General features: G+C 72.2%; 15 protein-coding genes and 2 pseudogenes. 10 read left to right on the top strand and 7 right to left on the bottom strand.

What is annotated here, in order from left to right:
• Window positions 1-19: 19 nt before the first annotated feature.
• Both J2S41_RS29590 and J2S41_RS29585 read right to left on the bottom strand, forming a co-directional pair.
• Complete coding sequence (locus tag J2S41_RS29590) at window positions 20-1,153, bottom strand: GNAT family N-acetyltransferase (RefSeq protein WP_310372540.1); 1,134 nt, start codon at window positions 1,151-1,153, stop codon at window positions 20-22.
• A gap of 5 nt (window positions 1,154-1,158) precedes the next feature.
• Window positions 1,159-2,310, bottom strand: a complete 1,152-nt coding sequence (locus tag J2S41_RS29585; protein WP_310372538.1) for a GNAT family N-acetyltransferase — start codon at window positions 2,308-2,310, stop codon at window positions 1,159-1,161.
• A 193-nt stretch (window positions 2,311-2,503) separates the two neighbouring features.
• On the opposite strand from J2S41_RS29585, the pseudogene secA reads away from it, so the two are divergent.
• From secA to J2S41_RS29575, 3 genes and pseudogenes are all read left to right on the top strand, one after another.
• A pseudogene (secA, locus tag J2S41_RS29580) lies at window positions 2,504-5,252 on the top strand (preprotein translocase subunit SecA); the annotation flags it as partial.
• Between the two features lie 62 nt (window positions 5,253-5,314).
• A pseudogene (locus J2S41_RS40010) lies at window positions 5,315-5,419 on the top strand (SEC-C metal-binding domain-containing protein); the annotation flags it as partial.
• A 103-nt stretch (window positions 5,420-5,522) separates the two neighbouring features.
• On the top strand, window positions 5,523-5,834 hold the full coding sequence (locus J2S41_RS29575; RefSeq protein WP_310372534.1) for a DUF7737 domain-containing protein: 312 nt from the start codon (window positions 5,523-5,525) through the stop codon (window positions 5,832-5,834).
• Between the two features lie 21 nt (window positions 5,835-5,855).
• On the opposite strand, the gene J2S41_RS29570 is transcribed toward J2S41_RS29575, so the two are convergent.
• The 3 genes from J2S41_RS29570 to J2S41_RS29560 form a co-directional block, all read right to left on the bottom strand.
• Entirely contained in the window at window positions 5,856-6,503 is a 648-nt protein-coding gene (locus J2S41_RS29570) for an Rv3235 family protein (RefSeq protein ID WP_310372532.1), read from the bottom strand.
• A gap of 131 nt (window positions 6,504-6,634) precedes the next feature.
• Complete coding sequence (locus J2S41_RS29565) at window positions 6,635-6,865, bottom strand: helix-turn-helix transcriptional regulator (protein WP_310372530.1); 231 nt, start codon at window positions 6,863-6,865, stop codon at window positions 6,635-6,637.
• Between the two features lie 13 nt (window positions 6,866-6,878).
• Window positions 6,879-7,346, bottom strand: coding sequence for an Lrp/AsnC family transcriptional regulator (locus J2S41_RS29560; RefSeq protein WP_310372528.1), 468 nt, complete (start codon window positions 7,344-7,346; stop codon window positions 6,879-6,881).
• A gap of 92 nt (window positions 7,347-7,438) precedes the next feature.
• Between J2S41_RS29560 and J2S41_RS29555 the strand changes: the two genes are divergently transcribed.
• The gene (locus tag J2S41_RS29555; protein ID WP_310372526.1) at window positions 7,439-7,867 is read left to right on the top strand and encodes a rhodanese-like domain-containing protein; all 429 of its coding nucleotides are present in this window, start codon (window positions 7,439-7,441) and stop codon (window positions 7,865-7,867) included.
• A 56-nt stretch (window positions 7,868-7,923) separates the two neighbouring features.
• Window positions 7,924-8,427 carry a DUF6912 family protein gene (locus J2S41_RS29550; RefSeq protein ID WP_310372524.1) on the top strand — a complete coding sequence of 168 codons (504 nt, stop codon included), beginning with the start codon at window positions 7,924-7,926 and terminating at the stop codon, window positions 8,425-8,427.
• A gap of 12 nt (window positions 8,428-8,439) precedes the next feature.
• Here the strand turns inward: J2S41_RS29550 and J2S41_RS29545 are convergent, their stop codons facing one another.
• A complete protein-coding gene (locus J2S41_RS29545; RefSeq protein WP_310372522.1) occupies window positions 8,440-9,342 on the bottom strand; it encodes a hypothetical protein in 903 nt (300 codons plus the stop codon).
• 97 nt (window positions 9,343-9,439) lie between these two features.
• On the bottom strand, window positions 9,440-11,881 hold the full coding sequence (locus J2S41_RS29540) for a helicase-associated domain-containing protein (RefSeq protein WP_310372521.1): 2,442 nt from the start codon (window positions 11,879-11,881) through the stop codon (window positions 9,440-9,442).
• Window positions 11,882-12,082: 201 nt separating this feature from the next.
• On the opposite strand from J2S41_RS29540, the gene J2S41_RS29535 reads away from it, so the two are divergent.
• The 5 genes from J2S41_RS29535 to ftsX all read left to right on the top strand — a co-directional run bounded on the left by J2S41_RS29535 (window position 12,083) and on the right by ftsX (window position 17,174).
• Window positions 12,083-13,417 (top strand): serine/threonine-protein kinase, encoded by a 1,335-nt coding sequence (locus J2S41_RS29535; protein ID WP_310372519.1) that lies wholly within the window; start codon window positions 12,083-12,085, stop codon window positions 13,415-13,417.
• Window positions 13,418-13,703: 286 nt separating this feature from the next.
• Complete coding sequence (locus J2S41_RS29530; protein WP_310372517.1) at window positions 13,704-14,219, top strand: PadR family transcriptional regulator; 516 nt, start codon at window positions 13,704-13,706, stop codon at window positions 14,217-14,219.
• A gap of 70 nt (window positions 14,220-14,289) precedes the next feature.
• Window positions 14,290-15,411, top strand: coding sequence for a peptide chain release factor 2 (gene prfB / locus J2S41_RS29525; protein ID WP_310372515.1), 1,122 nt, complete (start codon window positions 14,290-14,292; stop codon window positions 15,409-15,411).
• Window positions 15,412-15,540: 129 nt separating this feature from the next.
• A complete protein-coding gene (ftsE, locus tag J2S41_RS29520; protein WP_033339704.1) occupies window positions 15,541-16,221 on the top strand; it encodes a cell division ATP-binding protein FtsE in 681 nt (226 codons plus the stop codon).
• Window positions 16,222-16,298: 77 nt separating this feature from the next.
• Window positions 16,299-17,174 (top strand): permease-like cell division protein FtsX, encoded by an 876-nt coding sequence (gene ftsX, locus J2S41_RS29515; RefSeq protein ID WP_310372513.1) that lies wholly within the window; start codon window positions 16,299-16,301, stop codon window positions 17,172-17,174.
• The last annotated feature ends 70 nt before the right edge of the window (window positions 17,175-17,244 follow it).

The raw sequence follows: 17,244 nt of genomic DNA, 5'->3' as shown, positions 1-17,244 counted from the left end.
ACGGCGGGCACCCCGTCCCTCACCGCTCCGGCCGCGCGGTGCGGCTGATCAGGTCGGACGCGACCATCGCGAAGAGCACGTCGTCGATGCGACGGCCGTTAGCGGCGGGCAGCCGGGAGCGGTGGTAGCCCTCGCGCTGGAAGCCGGCCTTCTCCAGCACCCGCTGCGAGCCCGCGTTCTGCGGGCTGGTGCCGGCCACCAGCCGCGCGATGGAGGTCTCGGCGAACGCCCAGAGCGCCAGCAGCTGCACCGCCCGGGTGGGGAAGCCGCGCCCGCGCCACTCCGGCAGCATCGCGTACCCGATCATGGCCTGTCCGGTGTTCCGCTCCTGGTAGTAGAGCCCGATGTCGCCGGTCGGGCGGCCGGTCGCGGTGTCCACGATGACCAGGTCGGCCCGGTCCCCGGCCAGCCAGTGCGCCTGCGACCGGGCGCACCGCAGCGCGATCTCGCGCCGGTCCGGCGCGACCGCGGGCACGCTGGTGGCGACCACGTCCGGCTGGTTGAGCAGCGTATACAGGAAGTCCTCGTCGCCGGGGAGCAGCGGCCGCAGCGTGACCACGCCGTCGCTCAGCTCGCCGCCGGGCAGGTCCGGCAGCCACCGCGCGACCGGGCCGGCCGGATCGCCGTCGAGCCGGGCGAACGCGACCAGGTCGGTCCGGCCACCCACGCCGTCCGGTGCCAGGCCGCGGCGGACGCCCTCGCGCTGGAAGCCGGCCGCGAGCGCCACGCGCTGGCTGGCGATGTTCTCCAGCTCGGTGAGCAGCTCCAGCCGGGCGAAGCCGTGCGCGAACGCGTGCGCGCTCAGCGCCACGGTCGCGGCCCTGGCGACGCCGCGGTTGCGAGCCCACGGCGACACCCAGTAGCCGACCTCGGCCTGCGCGCGCTCGCGGACCACCCGGTGCAGCCCGATGGTGCCGGCGAGCCGGTCGGTGGCCGGATCGGCGATCGCCCAGACGCCGCCGCCCTGGCGCCACTCCGCCTCCGCGCCCTCCTCGATCCACCAGATCGCGTCCGACTCCGTGTACGGCCGGGGCAACAGCGGCAGGAAGCGCTGGGTGAGCGGGTCCGAGCAGGCCGCGACCACGTCGGCCGTGTCGGACCGGCGCAGCGGGCGCAGCCGTACCCCCTGGTCCTCGACGGTGGTCCGATCCATGCGGCTCATCTCCCTTGCAGATCCGCGGGGACCAGGCCGGCCGCCCACACGTCGCGGCGCTCGCCGCGGTGCGCGAGCCCGGACCGGCGCACGCCCTCGACGGTGAACCCGGCCTTCTCCGCCACCCGCCGCGACGCGTCGTTGCCGACGTGCGCCAGCCACTCGATGCGCTCCAGGCCGAGCGCTTCGAAGCCCCAGGCACAGACGGTACGCAGCGCGGCCGTGGTGTATCCGCGACCGCGGGCCCGGGGCGCGGCGGAGAACCCGACGTCCGCGAAGAGTGGGTCGGCGGGCCGGGTCAGCCGCAGGTCCATGTTCCCGGCGTACTCGTCGTCCGGCCCGGTGAACACGAACATCGCGGCGGTCCCGGCCGTCCACTGCGCCGGCTGGTAGCCGAGCGAGTACGAGGCCGCGTCCGCGAGCGTGTAGTTCTCCGGCACCGTGGTCCAGCGCAGCGTCTCCGGGTCGCGGCAGGTCTCCACGGTCGCCGGCAGGTCACGCTCCTCCGCCGCGCGCAGCCGCACGCCGCCCGGAGCGGTCAGCACCGGGCGCGGGCCGCCGAAGACGCGGGCGCGGCGGGCCTCGAGCGCGACCGCGGGGGAGTCGGGCCGCCCGGCCGCGGTGAGGTCCGCGGGCAGCAGCGACGCGGTCCAGCGCGCGGAGCGGGTGCCGTCCGGGGCGGTGCGGGTGGCGCGGCCGGTGCCCTCCATGGTGAACCCCAGGCGGAGCGCCGTGATCCGGGAGGCGTGGTTGCCGACCCGCGCGCGCCAGCCCACCAGGCCGAGGCCGAGCTCGGTGAAACCCCAGTTCAGCAGTGCCCGGGCGGCCCGCTCGGCCACGCGGGCGCCGCGCGCGCCGGCCGCGACCCAGTAGCCCAGCTCGGCGTACCCGTCGGAGAGGTTGATCTTGTGCAGGGCCGTGGCACCGAGCAGCCGGCCGTCCGCCGCGTCGAAGACGCCGAGATGCAGCGCCGTGCCGGCCTCGCGCAGCGCGGGCGCGCGGTGCAGTGCGAACTCGGCGGTCTCGGCCGGGTCGGTGGGCAGCGCCGTCCACCGCTGCACGTCGGGGTGCGCGACCTCCCGGTTGAGCCGGTCCACGTCGCCGGGTTCCCAGACGCGCAGGCGCAAACCGTCGGAAATGATCTCCACGGGTTCCATCCGGCCATCCTCACCCATGGGTCCGAGATCCCCAACCGCCTTTCCCGGGTACGGGACGCGGCCGATAATCTGCCCTCAGCGAACTCACAGCGGATTTTTGTCCGTTTCGAGCGACTATCGGGAGCCGCGGTGGTCGCTTCCGGCCCTCGGCGCCCTACGATGGTTCGGCAGACTGTGTAGGGAGCGTTGACCCGTGTCGATTCTGGAAAGAGTCCTCCGCGCCGGCGAAGGCCGGATGGTGCGGCGGCTCAAGGCCATCGCGGACGCCGTCAATTCGATCGAGGATCAATACACTGACCTCACGGATGACGAGCTCCGCGACCTGACCGACCAATACCGTGAGCGGCTGGCCGAGGGTGAGTCGCTCGACGACCTGCTCCCCGAGGCGTTCGCCACGGTCCGCGAAGCCGCGAAACGCGTGCTCGGCCAGCGGCCGTACGACGTCCAGCTGATGGGCGGCGCCGCGCTGCACTTCGGGAACATCGCCGAGATGCGCACCGGTGAGGGCAAGACCCTGACCTGTGTGATGCCGGCGTACCTGAACGCGCTGTCCGGGGACGGCGTGCACATCATCACCACGAACGACTACCTCGCCCAGCGCGACGCCGAGACCATGGGCCGGATTCACCGGTTCCTCGGCCTCACCGTCGGCGTCGTCCTGCCGAACCGGCCGGCCGCCGAGCACCGCGCGGCGTACGAGTGCGACATCACCTACGGGACGAACAACGAGTTCGGCTTCGACTACCTGCGCGACAACATGGCGTGGTCGGCCGCCGAGCTGGTGCAGCGCGGCCACAACTTCGCGATCGTGGACGAGGTCGACTCGATCCTGATCGACGAGGCCCGGACCCCGCTGATCATCTCCGGCCCGGCCGAGCACTCCGCCCGGTGGTACGGCGAGTTCGCCCGCGTGGTCAAGCGCCTTCAGCGCGGCAAGGACGGCGAGGGCGACTACGAGGTCGACGAGGCCAAGCGCACCGTCGCGATCACCGAGCGCGGTGTCTCCCGGGTCGAGGACCAGCTCGGCATCGACAACCTCTACGAGTCGGTGAACACGCCGCTGGTCGGCTACCTGAACAACGCGATCAAGGCCAAGGAGCTCTACAAGAAGGACAAGGACTACATCGTCAACGACGGTGAGGTCCTGATCGTCGACGAGTTCACCGGTCGCGTCCTGCACGGTCGCCGCTACAACGAGGGCATGCACCAGGCGATCGAGGCGAAGGAGGGCGTCGAGATCAAGCAGGAGAACCAGACGCTCGCCACGGTCACCCTGCAGAACTACTTCCGCCTCTACAACAAGCTGTCCGGCATGACCGGTACGGCGCAGACCGAGGCCGCGGAGTTCAACAAGGTCTACAACGTCGGTGTGGTCACCATCCCGACGAACCGCCCGATGATCCGCGAGGACCACCCGGACGTCATCTACAAGACCGAGAAGGCGAAGTTCCACGCGGTCGTCGAGGACATCGCCGAGCGCCACGCGAACGGTCAGCCCGTCCTGGTCGGCACCGTCTCCGTGGAGAACTCGGAGATCCTCTCGCAGCTCCTGCGCCGCCGCGGCATCCCGCACCACGTGCTGAACGCGAAGTTCCACGCCCAGGAGGCGGAGATCATCGCGCAGGCCGGCCGCAAGGGCGGCGTCACGGTCGCCACCAACATGGCCGGCCGCGGCACCGACATCCTGCTCGGCGGCAACCCGGAGCACCTCGCGACCGCGGAGCTGCGCCAGCGCGGCATCGACCCGGTCGAGCACCCGGAGGAGTACGAGAAGGCGCTGGAGGAGATCCTCCCGCGCTGGAAGCAGCAGTGCGACGCCGAGGCCGAGGAGGTCGTCGCCGCCGGCGGGCTCTACGTGCTCGGCACCGAGCGCCACGACTCCCGCCGGATCGACAACCAGCTGCGCGGTCGCGCCGGCCGTCAGGGCGACCCGGGCGAGTCCCGGTTCTACCTGTCGCTGCAGGACGACCTGATGCGCCGCTTCCGGGCCGGCGCGGTCGAGGCCGTGATGGACCGCCTCAACATCCCCGAGGACGTCCCGATCGAGTCGAAGATGGTCAGCCGCCAGATCAAGAGCGCGCAGACCCAGATCGAGGGCCAGAATGCGGAGATCCGCAAGAACGTCCTCAAGTACGACGAGGTCATGAACAAGCAGCGCCAGGTGATCTACGCCGAGCGCAAGCGCGTCCTGAACGGTGAGGACCTGCACGACCAGGTCCGCCACATGCTCGACGACACCATCGAGGCGTACGTGCGCGGCGCCACCGGCGAGGGGTACGCCGAGGACTGGGACCTCGAGCAGCTCTGGACCAGCCTCAAGCAGCTCTACCCGGTCGGCCGCACCATCGAGGACCTGGCCGAGGAGGCCGGCGGCGAGATCAACCACATCGACCCGGAGTTCCTGCTGGCCCAGCTCAAGGAGGACGTGCACGACGCCTACGACCGCCGCGAGCAGGAGCTCGGGGCGGAGGCGCTGCGCGAGCTGGAGCGTCAGGTGCTGCTCGCGGTCATCGACCGCAAGTGGCGCGAGCACCTCTACGAGATGGACTACCTCCAGGAGGGTGTCGGCCTGCGCGCCTACGCGCAGCGCGACCCGCTGGTGGAGTACCAGCGCGAGGGCTTCGACATGTTCCAGCAGATGATGGACGGCATCAAGGAGGAGGCGGTCGGCTTCCTCTTCAACCTGGAGGTCCAGGTCGAGGAGACCCCGACGGTCGACGCCAGCAAGGCGCAGGCACTGCCCCGCCTCGGTGGCGGCACTCCGGCCGCGGATGCCGCGCCGGCTGCTGCCGAGCCGGAGACGCAGGTGGAGGTCCGCGCCAAGGGTCTCGGCGGCGGGCGCGCCCAGCGCCAGCCCCTGCAGTACTCCGCGCCCACCATCGACGGCGCCGCCGGCTCGGGCGCGGTCGAGATGCAGCGCCAGGCCCCGGCTCTCGGCGGCGACACCCCGGTCGGCGGCACCCCGTCGCCGCGCGCGGCCGCCCGTCGCGCGCCGGTGACCGGCAGCGGCCAGGCCGCCGCCTCCAACGGCCCGTCCCGCAACGCGCCGTGCCCCTGCGGCTCCGGCAAGAAGTACAAGCGCTGCCACGGCGCGCCGGGCAACGACTGATCGTCCGCCGCCGCTCTCCGCCGGCTCGGCCGCACGGCCGGGCCGGCGGTGTCGTTCCGGGACCCGCCGCGGACTCCGCTTTCCGGAGGCACTCGGCCGTGGCGTGCGGCTGGGCGCCGGCCGGTGTGGTCGAGCGCCTGCTCGCCGCGGCTGGCGATCGCCGGCCGGTGCACGCCGACCGAGAAGTTCCTGGAGGTGCGCGGCGACCCGCACACGTACCGGCATCCACCACAGCTCGGGGAACATCCTGATCGCGCCGGAGGACCGTTGCCTGTGCATCATCCCGGAGTCGGCGGAACCCGACCTGCTCCTGCCGTTCGAGGGCGACAGCCGGCTCTCCGAGATCATCAGCAAGGCGCTGCTGCTGGCCGCGGACGAGAAGATCAAGTATCCGGTGATTCTTCGTCAACTGTGAGCGCCTTCCGCTCGGGCGGGGTCAGACGACCGTGAACGCGGTGGCGAGCCACCGGCCGTGCAGCAGCTCCAGCCGGTAGGCCAGGGCCCAGGTGCGCCCGGCCGTGGTGAGCACCGCGGACGCCTCGGCCACGCCCGGGCGGGGCTCGCAGACGCGCAGCCGCCGGGGCCGCACCCGGGCCTCGGCGGCGAGCGGCCGCCGGCCCGCCACCGGCGGCAGCCCGGCGGCGCGGCGGAGGCGGGCGATGGTGCGCAGCGCGGTGTCCGCGCCGCGCAGGATGGTGGGCGTGGCCAGCAGTGCGGACGACGCGCGCAGGTGACCGACGGGGCGGTATCCGTTGAGGATCTCCAGCGCCCGGGTGAGGAACCGGTGCGCGGCGCCGCGCGCCTCGCCGGAGGCGCCGGCCAGTGCGTCGGCCGGGATCGGCGGCGGCGTGCGGCCGGGCGCGCCCAGCCCGGCCAGCGCGGCCAGGTCGGACAGCGACCGGAGACCGGCCAGGGACGCGGGCGCGTCCGGCACCGGCGGCTCGCGGGGACGCCAGGGGAGCGTCAGCTGGTCGGCGTCGGACCAGGCGAGCGGCTCGTCGTCGAACGGGGGATCGACCGGGGGGATGCGGCTGACGCGGATGGCGGGGCGGGTGCCGCGGGGATCGACGAGTCGCGTGACCATGAGGACGCTCCCGATGCCTTCGTTTACCTTCGTTTGCCTTCGACGGCTTCCATTGAAAGGCAGACGACAGCGCCACGTCAACGATCGACTTCGATGGGTGATCCGCGAGCGTGACCGCTCGTGCCGGCCGGTCAGGCCTCGTCTTCGCGGTCGACCAGCGGATTCTTCGCCACCCACGCCGCGGTCTCGGCGTACTTCGCCGCGATGTACTCCTCCAGCCGCGCGCGCTCCACGCGCCACTGTCCCCGGCCACCGATCTTGATCGCGGGCAGCTCGCCGCTGCGGACCATGTGGTAGACCTGCGAGTCCGACACGTTCAGCTCGGCGGCGACGTCGGACAGCAGCAGAAACCTCGGCTCCACCGGCGGCACCCCCCTAGTCTGACATCGACGGCGCCGAGATCGCGCGCGCCTCCAGGTGGCTGGAGTAGACCACGCTGGTGGTCACGCCGCCGAGCGCGCTGATCCGCCCGGTGACCTCCTCCAGGTGCCGCATCGACCCGGCCAGCACCTTCAGCACGAAGCAGTCCTCGCCGGTCACGTGATGGGCCTCCATGATCTCCGGGGTACGCGCCACCAGCTCGTGGAACGGCCGGTAGTTCCCGGTCGGGTAGCGCAGCCGGACGAACGCCATGATGTGCAGCCCGACCCGCTCCGGAGTCACCACCGCCCGGTAGCCGGAGATCACACCGGCCTCCTCCAGCCGGCGCACCCGCTCGGTGACCGCGCTGGCCGACATCGAGACCGTGCGGGCCAGCTCCGCGAAGCTGATCCGGCCGTCGCGTTGCAGCTCGGCGAGAATCCGCCAGTCGGTCTGGTCAAGCTCCGGGGAAACAGCGGCCATCCGCGCACTATAGCGGTGCTTCCACGGCCGCAGCGGTTGCCTGCCGGGCGAAGTCCCTTAAGAAGAGGCCCGCGGGTCCGTACCGTCGAGGCATGTGGAATGAAGGGGTTGCCTGGTTCTCCGCCCGGCTCGACATGCAGATCGACGTCTCCGACACGCACGCGGCACTGGAGTCGGGCGCGCCCGGCTTCGTGCTCGTCGACACCCGCTCCGAGGAGGCGTGGACGCAGGCGCACGTCCCCGGCGCGCTGCACCTGCCGCGCCGCGAGATCGCCGCCCGCGCGCCCGCGCTGATCGACCCCGCGACCCCGGTCGTGGCCTACTGCTGGGGACCGGGCTGCGACGGCGCCACCCGCGCCGCGCTCGCGTTCGCGCAGCTCGGCTACCGGGTCAAGGAGATGATCGGCGGCATCGAGTACTGGATCCGCGAGGGGTTCACGGTGCGGACGCCGGCCGGTCCGCTCACCCGCGATCCGGACCCGCTGACCGCGCCGGCGAAGGGTGCGGCCTGCGCCTGCTGACCCGTGCGGTCTAATGGGACCGCAGGCTCGGGAACGGATGCGGGGAGACCACGGCGGTGTCGGATCAGAACGTTCGGGTGTACGTCCCGGCCACGCTCCCGCTGCTCGCCGCGCTCCGGGAGAAGGGCGAGCTGGGCGCGCCCGGCGACCCGGTGCACGCGGTCACGCCCCGGCTGCGCGAGTGGTACGCGGAGGGCGACGAGGAGGAGCTGGAGTACGTGGCGTTCACCCGCGCCGCCCAGTCCGCGCTCGTGCTGCTGCACCGCGACCCGGACGCCCCGCGCCGCCGCGTGGTGGTCTCCGCCGACCTCCCCGCCTCCGCGCTGACCCGCGGCGACGACCAACTCGGCTCGTCCATCATGACGCTCGCCCGGCCGCTGCCGCTCGGCGCGGTCGCGGCGGTCCACGTCGACTCCGCGGCCGCGGCGCCGGACGTCGCGGCCGCGGCGGACGCGGTCCCGGGCGCGCTCGACGGCGACGAGGACGCGCAGTTCACCGTGGACGGCGCCGAGGACCACGAACTGGAGTGGTACGACGCGACCGAACTCGACCAGCTCTAGGCTAGGGCCCGCTCACTCGTCCTCGATCGGCTTCAGCGTGCGGCCGAGCAGGATCATGGCGGTGATCGCGCCGACGAAGAGCACGATCAGGCCGTTGTTGAAACGGGAGTTCGCCAGGATCTCCTGCGCGGCCCGGTCCGCCTCGCTGAGCTGCCCGGCCAGGTCCAGCAGCTGGCCGCCGCCGGTCCGCGCGATCGCCTCGGACACCAGCAGCACCGCGCCCGCGCCCGCGCCGCCGGCCAGGTAGACCACCCACTTCGGCCGGTCGTCACCCTGCCGGCTGGTCAGCGTCAGGTAGGCGGTGACGCCCGCGACCAGCGCGCTCACCAGCGACGCGGTCAGCGAGAACCAGCTCAGCGCGCCCGCCTGTGAGGCCTGCGTGTCGCCCGCGCCGAACAGGTCCAGCAGCGGATCCTGGAACAGGTTGAGCACGAAGCCGATCAGGAACACGCCCAGCGACGCGTTGACGACCGCGCCGGCCAGCGCCACGTGCCGGATGCCGGCGAGCGCGCCACCGGCGGTCGCCGAGGCCGCGAACGTCGCCGCCAGGATCGTGATCGCGTCACCGCGCCCGTAGCTGTTCAGCACCACCAGCGCCGCGACCGCGCCGACCAGCAGCCCGGCCGCGATCGCCACCGCGAATCGCACGGTCGCGCCCGCGCGCCGCACCGGCCCGATCGTGGTCACGATTGCCAGCCCGGTCGCGGCGCCCGCCACCAGGCTCGCGGAGATCAGCCCGGGCAGCGAGTAGGCCGCGAGGTAGACGGCCAGCGCGCCCTCCGGCGCGGTCGACACCGAGACCTGCGCCGACCGCAGCATCACGCCCAGCCAGCCGAGGGCGACGACGGCGAAGACCGGCTCCAGCGGTACGGCGAACCGCTTCGTGCTCGTGGGGGTGGGGGGCTGCTTGGTCATCCTCTGTCTTCCTCGCCTGGCCCGGCGCACGGGCCGCATGCTGCCAACCGGCGGACTCAGGGTACGCGTCCCGCCTGACACCCACCCGCCGCCGTCGTCAGGCCGGGGTGACCGAGACGATGCGGCCGAGCGCGAACGACACCTCCTCCGCCAGCGGCGGCACCTGGCCGACCAGGAACTCGCCGTCGACCGCGAGCGGTTCGACCAGGCGCGTGTAGCGGCGGCCGCCCGCGTTGACGTACTCGACGTGGACGGTGCGGCGTTCGCGGACGCAGGCGGCGAGCGTGGCGCGGGCGGCGTCGTCGAGGCGTTCCGCGTGGAGCGTGATGTCCTCGTCGGCCGCCCGGTTCCGCGGGCGCAGCGCGGCGATCCGCTGCCGGGCCTCCTCCACCGGATCCGCCGGCCTGGCGGCGGTCAGCAGCAGCTTGGCGAGGTGCAGCGCGTCGGCCGGGGTGAGTTCCCGTGCGGCCGGCGGGCCGGCATCCGTGTCCGGACCGGCATCCGCCTCCGGGGCGGCGGTGGCAGCGGGCGGGCGCTGCCGGACGAGTGGCCCGCCGTCGGCGTCTTCACCGGCCGGTGCGAATCCCGCCGCGCGCAGCGCCGCCAGCGTCTCCGTCACCCCCGCGGGGCTGACCAGGACGGTCGGCGCGACCGTGGTGAGGCCGAGCGCGGCGAGCCCGCGGGTGGAGAGGATCTCCGCGATCAGCGCCGGGTCCTCGGTGTGCAGCACGCAGCCGGCCGGGCGGACGCGCACGTGACCGTGGCGGCGGGCGACGTCCGCGATCAGGTAGTCCAGCGCCTGCGGCAGCGTGCCGACGGCCGCGAGCGCGGCGCGGAGATCCTCGGCCCGGTGCCCGTCGTCGAGCGCGCGCCGGACCGACGCGGCGCTGAACCGCCAGGTGCCCGCACCGCCGCGGGATTCCCGATCGGCGCACGCGTCGAGCAGCGTGGCGAGGTCGGCGGCCGGGATGCCGGGCACCACCACGGTGAGGTCGTTCTGGAACAGCGCGGTGGCCACCGCGTCCGGCAGCAGCCCGTCCGCGACCCGATCGAGGCCGCTACGGTCGTCGGCCAGCAGCGCGCGGCCGAGCGGGGTCAGCGTGCCGTGTGCGATGACGCCGCACAGGCGCGCCTCCTCCCAGAGCTGCACCACCAGCTCGTCGCGGTCGCCGGTGACCGGCGTGTCGAGCGGCCGGTGCCAGCCCACCGCGGGCCCGGCCGCGAACGGCGCGGGCAGGCCGGCACCGTCCGGCAGCGCGGCGAGCAGGTCGAGCAGGCCGGTCTTCAGGCGCGGCGCGACCGCGTCGAGCGGGTGCGGCGCGAGCGCGGCACCGGCCGGGCCGAAACCGCCGCGGTGCGTGGCCAGCGCGGCCGGGGCCAGCGTGGGCCAGCGGCGCAGCAGCGCGGTCAGCCGGCGCGCCGGGCTCAGCCGCTGCCACCGGGCGTGCTCGCCGGTGACCGCGTACCGGGTGGGGTCCATGCCGTACCCGACGGATCGGTCGTAGACCGCGTCGACCAGCCCGGCCGCGTGCGCGAGCACGAGCCAGAACCGGGCCTCCGCCGCCGGTACGCCGATGGCCTTGCCGAGCCGGGTGAGCTCGCGGGAGCCGACCCCGCCGGTCTTGAGCGCCGCCGCGGGCGTGGCCGAGATCGCGTCGAGCAGCGCGGTGACGTGCTGGACCGCGGCGTGCGCGGCCGCGGCCGACTCGCGGGCGACCGCGTCCGCCGTGACCGGCACCGGCTTCGGCAGCGGCGGGTCCGGCGTGAACGGCGGTGTCCACCCGGGCCCGCGCAGCGCCGTCGCCACCTCGGCCGGCATCTCCAGACGCCAGCCGCTGAACGCGAGCAGCCCACGGCTGACCGCCCAGTCCTGGGCGCCGGATCGCGCCGGGTCGGGCGTGGCGACCGGGAGCCCGGCGGCCATCGCGTGCAGCAGGTCGCGGACCTCGGGCGGCGCGGTGTCGGCCAGGTCCCGGACCGCGGGCGCGTCCGCCAGCGCGGCGCGGACCGCGGCGTACGCGTCGTCGCGGCGCGGCCCCGGATCCGGCCGGCCCAGCGCGACCGCGATCTGGCGCAGCCGGTCCGCGGGGGTCTCCCGGTAGAGCCGGGCCGCGTCCGCGCCGAGCCCGAGCGGGTGCGGGAACGCGCGGGCCAGCTCGGTCGGGATGTGCAGCCCGTCCTCGTGGTCCGGCCAGGCCAGCGCGGCGGCGGCCAGCCGGTCCAGCGCGGCGGTCAGGCCGGGGTCGTCGGCGGTCAGTCCGAGCTGGTGGGCGAGCGTGGCGCGGGGCACCGGGCGGTGCCGGCGGCCGAGGTGGGTGAGCAGCCCGAGCAGCTCGTGGCTGGGCAGCGGCTGGGCGCGCAGCGCGGCGTGGAGCGCGGCCGGGCGCTGCAGCCGCTCGGCGAGCGCGGACAGGTCGGACGGTGGCGCGGCGGGCCGGGAGCCGGTCCCCGCGTGGACGCTCTCCGGCCGGTGCAGCAGAATCCGGGCGAGCTGATCAGGGCTGCGACCTGCGAGCCATCGTACGAGTGGAGACGCCACGGCAGCCAAATGTTCCCTATCGGCTCCACCCGGTCAATGCGATGTCCCCCGACATGGTTGTTTATCGATGATCAGTTGATGTTCGCCCTGGTCGCAGCCCTCGATCCGGTGTCGGCTCGGCGGCGCAGGGCTCCGGAATCCGGTTTCCCGGCCGTAGCATCAGACACGCAGCCGGGCGGGGGGCCCGGGAGGAGGACCACGATGACGGGTCTGCTCAACGGCCGCTACCGGCTCGATGCCGAGATCGCCAGGGGGGCGATCGGCACGGTCTGGTCCGGCCTGGACACGGGCACCGGGCGCGCGGTGGCGGTCAAGCTGCTGCGCCCGGAGGCGCTGTCCCAGCCCGACCTGGTGCGCAACTTCGTGGACGAGGCGGAGATCCTCGCCGAGCTGTCCCACCCGTGCATCGTGCGGCCGATCGAGTTCGGCCGGGAGGCGGATCAGCACGTCTTCGTGATGGAGCTGATCGACGGCGAGGACCTGCGCCGGAGGCTGCGGCGGGACGGCCCGGTGCCGCCCGCCGTCGCGGTCAACCTGATCGCCCAGTTGGCGAACTCGCTGGCGTACCTCCACGAGCGCGGCATCGTGCACGGCGACGTGAAGCCGGGCAACCTGGTGGTGCCCGCGGACGGCGGCCCGGTCCGGCTGGTCGACTTCGGCGTGGCCCGGCGGCTGCACCGCACCGATGAGGCGCGCGCCACCCACGCCACCCCGGAGTACGTGTCGCCCGAGGTGGTGGAGGGCGCTTCACCGAGCCCGGCCTCGGACGTGTACGCGATGGGCGTGGTCCTGTTCGAGCTGCTCTGCGGCCGCAGCCCGTTCAAGGGCGGCACCCCGCTGGACGTGCTCGCGCGGCACCGGCAGTGCACGGTGGTGCCGCCGGCCGGGCTGCCCGCGCAGGTGTGGCCGGTGATCGAGCACTGCATGGAGCCGGACCCGGCGCGCCGGCCGGACGCGCGCGCGATCGGCCAGCGGCTGCGCCGGGTGGAGTCCTCGGTGGCCGGGCTGCCGCCGCTGCCCGCGCTGGCCGAGGGCGACGTGACCTGGTGGCCGCGGCCGAACGGTCGCAGCCGCGGGCAGGCGCACGTGCGCTGGGTGCCGCTGGAGGTGGCGCCGGTGTCGCCGGCGTACGCGGGCCGGATGGTGGCGCTGCCGGTGATGGAGTTCCAGGGGCCGGTCTCCGCGCCGCCGATCTCGGTGGCGCCGATGTCCGTGCCGCCGATCTCCGCGCCGCCCACGTCCGCGCCGCCGAGCCATCCGGCGGCGGCCGCGCTCGGTGCGGCGTACAGCGCGGGCGGGCCGTGGCCGAGGGCGGCGGCGGGGCGGCTGCACATGCCGGAGATCGGGGTGATGGCGGGCGCGCGGATCGGATCGGACGGTCGTTCGCGGCGACGCCGGTTGATCGCGGTTTGTGTGGTGGCCGCGTTCCTTATGTTGATCACTGTGGTGAGTGGGGTACTTCTCTCCGGAGGGGACACCAGCGGTATGCCAGTGCCCCGGGTACCGTCCGGGACCTCCACCGTGGCCGGCCCCTGACCCCCGATTTGCTATGGGTCTTGACCCCCGTTTCCCGGCATTCGGGCGTCCGAGTCTGCAAAGCTGAGTCGGGAGTGGTGCATTGCACCCCGGCTTTTGTGAGACCCTTTGCGGTCCGTCGAACCGGACAAAGGGCATTCCCGGTCGAATAGTTCCCGAAGTTGATCACTATTTGTGGCCGGTCCGCACCGGACAGTCCGCGCAAGACAGTGCACTGTGGAGACGCTTTGGCGCGGATAACTCGAAATCCTGGACGCCGGGGCTACAAAGTGGCAGCGTAATGGGCATGGCCGAGACAGGAATCAACCCAACCGCGGCTGCCCTCCTCGGGCTGCTCCACGAGGGGCCGATGACGGGTGGGCAACTCATGGGTCAGGCGGAGCGCCGCCTTGGCCCCTTCTGGTCCATGACCCGAAGCCAGGTTTACCGGGAATTGCCGGCGCTCGCCGAGATGGGTTATGTCCGGCTGGGTAAGCCGGGCCCCCGCTCGAGCCAGCCCTACGCGATCACGGCGTCCGGAAAGCGCGCGTTCAGCCGTTGGCTGACCGACTCCCCGGGACGCGATGCCATTCGCAACCCGATCGCGCTCCGCGTCGCGTTCGGGGAGCAGCACAGTGAGGGCCAGATGAGCACCTTGATCGCTGGTGCCAACGAGTACCACACGGCGGCTCTGGCATCCGCGCGCGAGCAGGCCAAGGAGGCTAAGAAGGCGGGGGACAACTTCGGGGCGTCCGCGCTGGAGTTCGCGGTGGCCTATCACAAGGCGGCGCTCACCTGGCTGAAGACCGCGCCGGGCGCCTGATGGCCGGGGCCGGCGTGGATCGGCCCGGGGGGAGTCCGATCTCGCGCGGCGCGCCGTATTCTTGAGTGTTGTGACTGCAGCCGACTTTTCCGACCAGCTCAAGCACCTCGACGCCACCCTGCGGAACATCGAGGGCGTCCTCGACGTCGACAAGCTCCGCCGGGAGAAGGCGGAGTTGGAGGAGCAGGCCGCCGAGCCGAACCTCTGGGACGACCAGGCACGCGCGCAGCAGGTCACCTCGAAGCTCTCCTACGTCAACGGGGAGATCCAGAAGCTGGAGCGCCTCCGCGCCCGGCTCGACGACGCCTTCGTGCTGCTCGAGCTGTCCGAGGCGGAGGACGACGCGTCCTCGCTGGGCGAGGTGGGCACGGAGCTCCAGGCGCTGACCAAGGCGGTGGACGAACTCGAGGTGCGCACGCTGCTGTCCGGGGAGTACGACGCCCGTGAGGCGCTGGTGGCGGTGCGTGCCGGCGCCGGCGGGGTGGACGCGGCCGACTTCGCGGAGATGCTGCTGCGGATGTACCTGCGGTGGGCGGAGCGGCACGGCTACCCGACCGAGGTCTACGAGACGTCGTACGCGGAGGAGGCGGGCCTCAAGTCCGCCACCTTCACGGTCAAGGCGCCGTACGCGTACGGCACGCTGAGTGTCGAGTCGGGCACCCACCGTCTGGTGCGGATCAGTCCGTTCGACAACCAGGGCCGCCGGCAGACCAGCTTCGCCGGCGTCGAGGTGATGCCGGTCGTGGAGCAGACCGACCACATCGACATCCCGGAGAACGAGATGCGGGTGGACGTGTACCGCTCGTCAGGTCCCGGCGGACAGAGCGTGAACACCACGGACTCTGCGGTGCGAATCACACACATTCCCACCGGCATCGTGGTGACCTGCCAGAACGAGAAGTCCCAGCTGCAGAACAAGGCGTCCGCGCTGCGCGTGCTCCAGGCCCGCCTGCTGGAGCGCAAGCGCCAGGAGGAGCAGGCCAAGATGCAGGGCCTGAAGACCGACGCGGCCGGCTCCTGGGGTGACCAGATGCGGTCGTACGTGCTGCACCCGTATCAGATGGTGAAGGATCTGCGAACTGAGCAGGAGACGGGCAATCCGACCTCGGTCTTCGACGGCGACCTGGACGCGTTCATCGAGGCCGGGATCAAGTGGCGTAAGCAGCAGCAGTTGAGCGGCGACGCGGCGTAACCGTCCCGGCGTGTCGCGGATCGACCCGCGAAAGTCACCCGATCGGACGATCCTTTATCGGGTCATCGAGGGCAGATCGGGCGGGCTCTGGACTTGGAGTTTTCGTTACACCGCGTAGACTCTGCTCCCGTGATTCAGCTTGAGAACGTGACCAAGACGTATCCGAAGGCGTCCCGGCCGTCGCTGGACGATGTGTCGGTCGGGATCGAAAAGGGCGAGTTCGTCTTCTTCATCGGCCCGTCCGGCTCCGGCAAGTCCACGATCATCAAGCTGCTGCTGCACGAGGTCGCCCCGAACAAGGGCAAGGTGATCGTCAACTCCAAGGACGTCACCTCCATGCGCTCGTGGAAGATCCCGCACTTCCGGCGCTCGATCGGCTGCGTGTTCCAGGACTTCCGGCTCCTGCCCAACCGGACGGCCTACGAGAACGTCGCCTTCGCGCTCGAGGTGATCGGCAAGACCAAGGCGGTCGCCCGCCGCGTCGTGCCCGAGGTGCTGGAACTCGTCGGTCTCGGTGGCAAGGAGCACCGTTACCCGCACGAGCTCTCCGGCGGTGAGCAGCAGCGTGTCGCCGTGGCCCGCGCCTTCGTCAACCGCCCCCTGATCCTGCTGGCGGACGAGCCCACCGGAAACCTGGACCCGGACACCTCGATCGAGATCATGCGCCTGCTGGACCGGATCAACCGGACCGGCACCACGGTCGTCATGGTGACTCACGACTCCAACATCGTGAACCAGATGCGCCGACGGGTCATCGAGATCGAGAGCGGCCGGATCGTCCGTGACCAGCCGCGCGGTGTGTACGGCTGATAGCAGTCGGTAATCGACTGGCTCCATCCCCCGAACCCTGACCCGGCCGCAGACGATTCACGAAGGAAGCCTCACCGATGCGTCTCAAGTATGTCCTGTCCGAAGTGCTGGTCGGACTGTGGCGCAACGTCACGATGACCATCGCCATGATCATCACGATGTCCGTCTCGCTGACCATGCTCGGCGCCAGCGCGCTGCTCTACCTGCAGGCCAACGAGATGAAGGACTTCTACTACGCGAACATCGAGGTCGCGATGTTCCTGAAGTCCGACGTCAACGATGAGCAGAGGCAGAGTCTGGACGCGGCGCTGAACTCCGACGAACTGGTCCAGTCGTACCAGTTGGAGACCAAGGACAAGGCGCTCGAGAAGTTCCGGACCCTGTGGCGCGACACGCCCGACCTCGTGAACTCCGTCAGCGCCGACCAGCTGCCCGAGTCGTTCCGGGTCAAGCTCAACAACCCCGAGCAGTACGAGGACTTCGCCGCGAAGTACGCCACCGCCGAGGGCGTCGACGAGATCCTCGACCAGCGCGCGCTGCTGGAGAAGGTCTTCGGCATCCTCAACTCGGTGCAGACCATGTCCCTGATCGCCTCGTCGATCATGGCCATCGCCGCGCTGTTGCTCGTGGGTAACACCATCCAGGTCGCGGCGTACAGCAAGCGGCGCGAGGTCGCGGTCATGAAGCTGGTCGGCGCGTCGAACTGGTTCATCCAGGCGCCGTTCGTGCTCGAGGCGGTCGCGGCCGGCGTGCTCGGCTCGCTGCTCGGCTTCGGCGCGCTGGTGCTCGGCAAGATCTTCCTGATCGACGGCGCGCTGCGCGACCTGACCGAGCTGCTCACGCCGCTCAACTGGGACAACGTGCTGCTCATGCTGCCGTTCATGGCCGGCGCGGGCGCGCTGGTCAGCGCCGTCACCGCGTGGAGCACGCTCCGGTTCTACCTGCGGGTCTAGTCGCCCTCGGGCCATTCTCGCCGCATCGCCGTCCGTACCCGGGTCGTCCCGGGTGCGGGCGGCGATTCGC

Source organism: Catenuloplanes atrovinosus (assembly GCF_031458235.1).
GTDB classification, from domain to species: Bacteria; Actinomycetota; Actinomycetes; order Mycobacteriales; family Micromonosporaceae; genus Catenuloplanes; species Catenuloplanes atrovinosus.
This window is presented reverse-complemented; position numbering and strand designations above follow the sequence as displayed.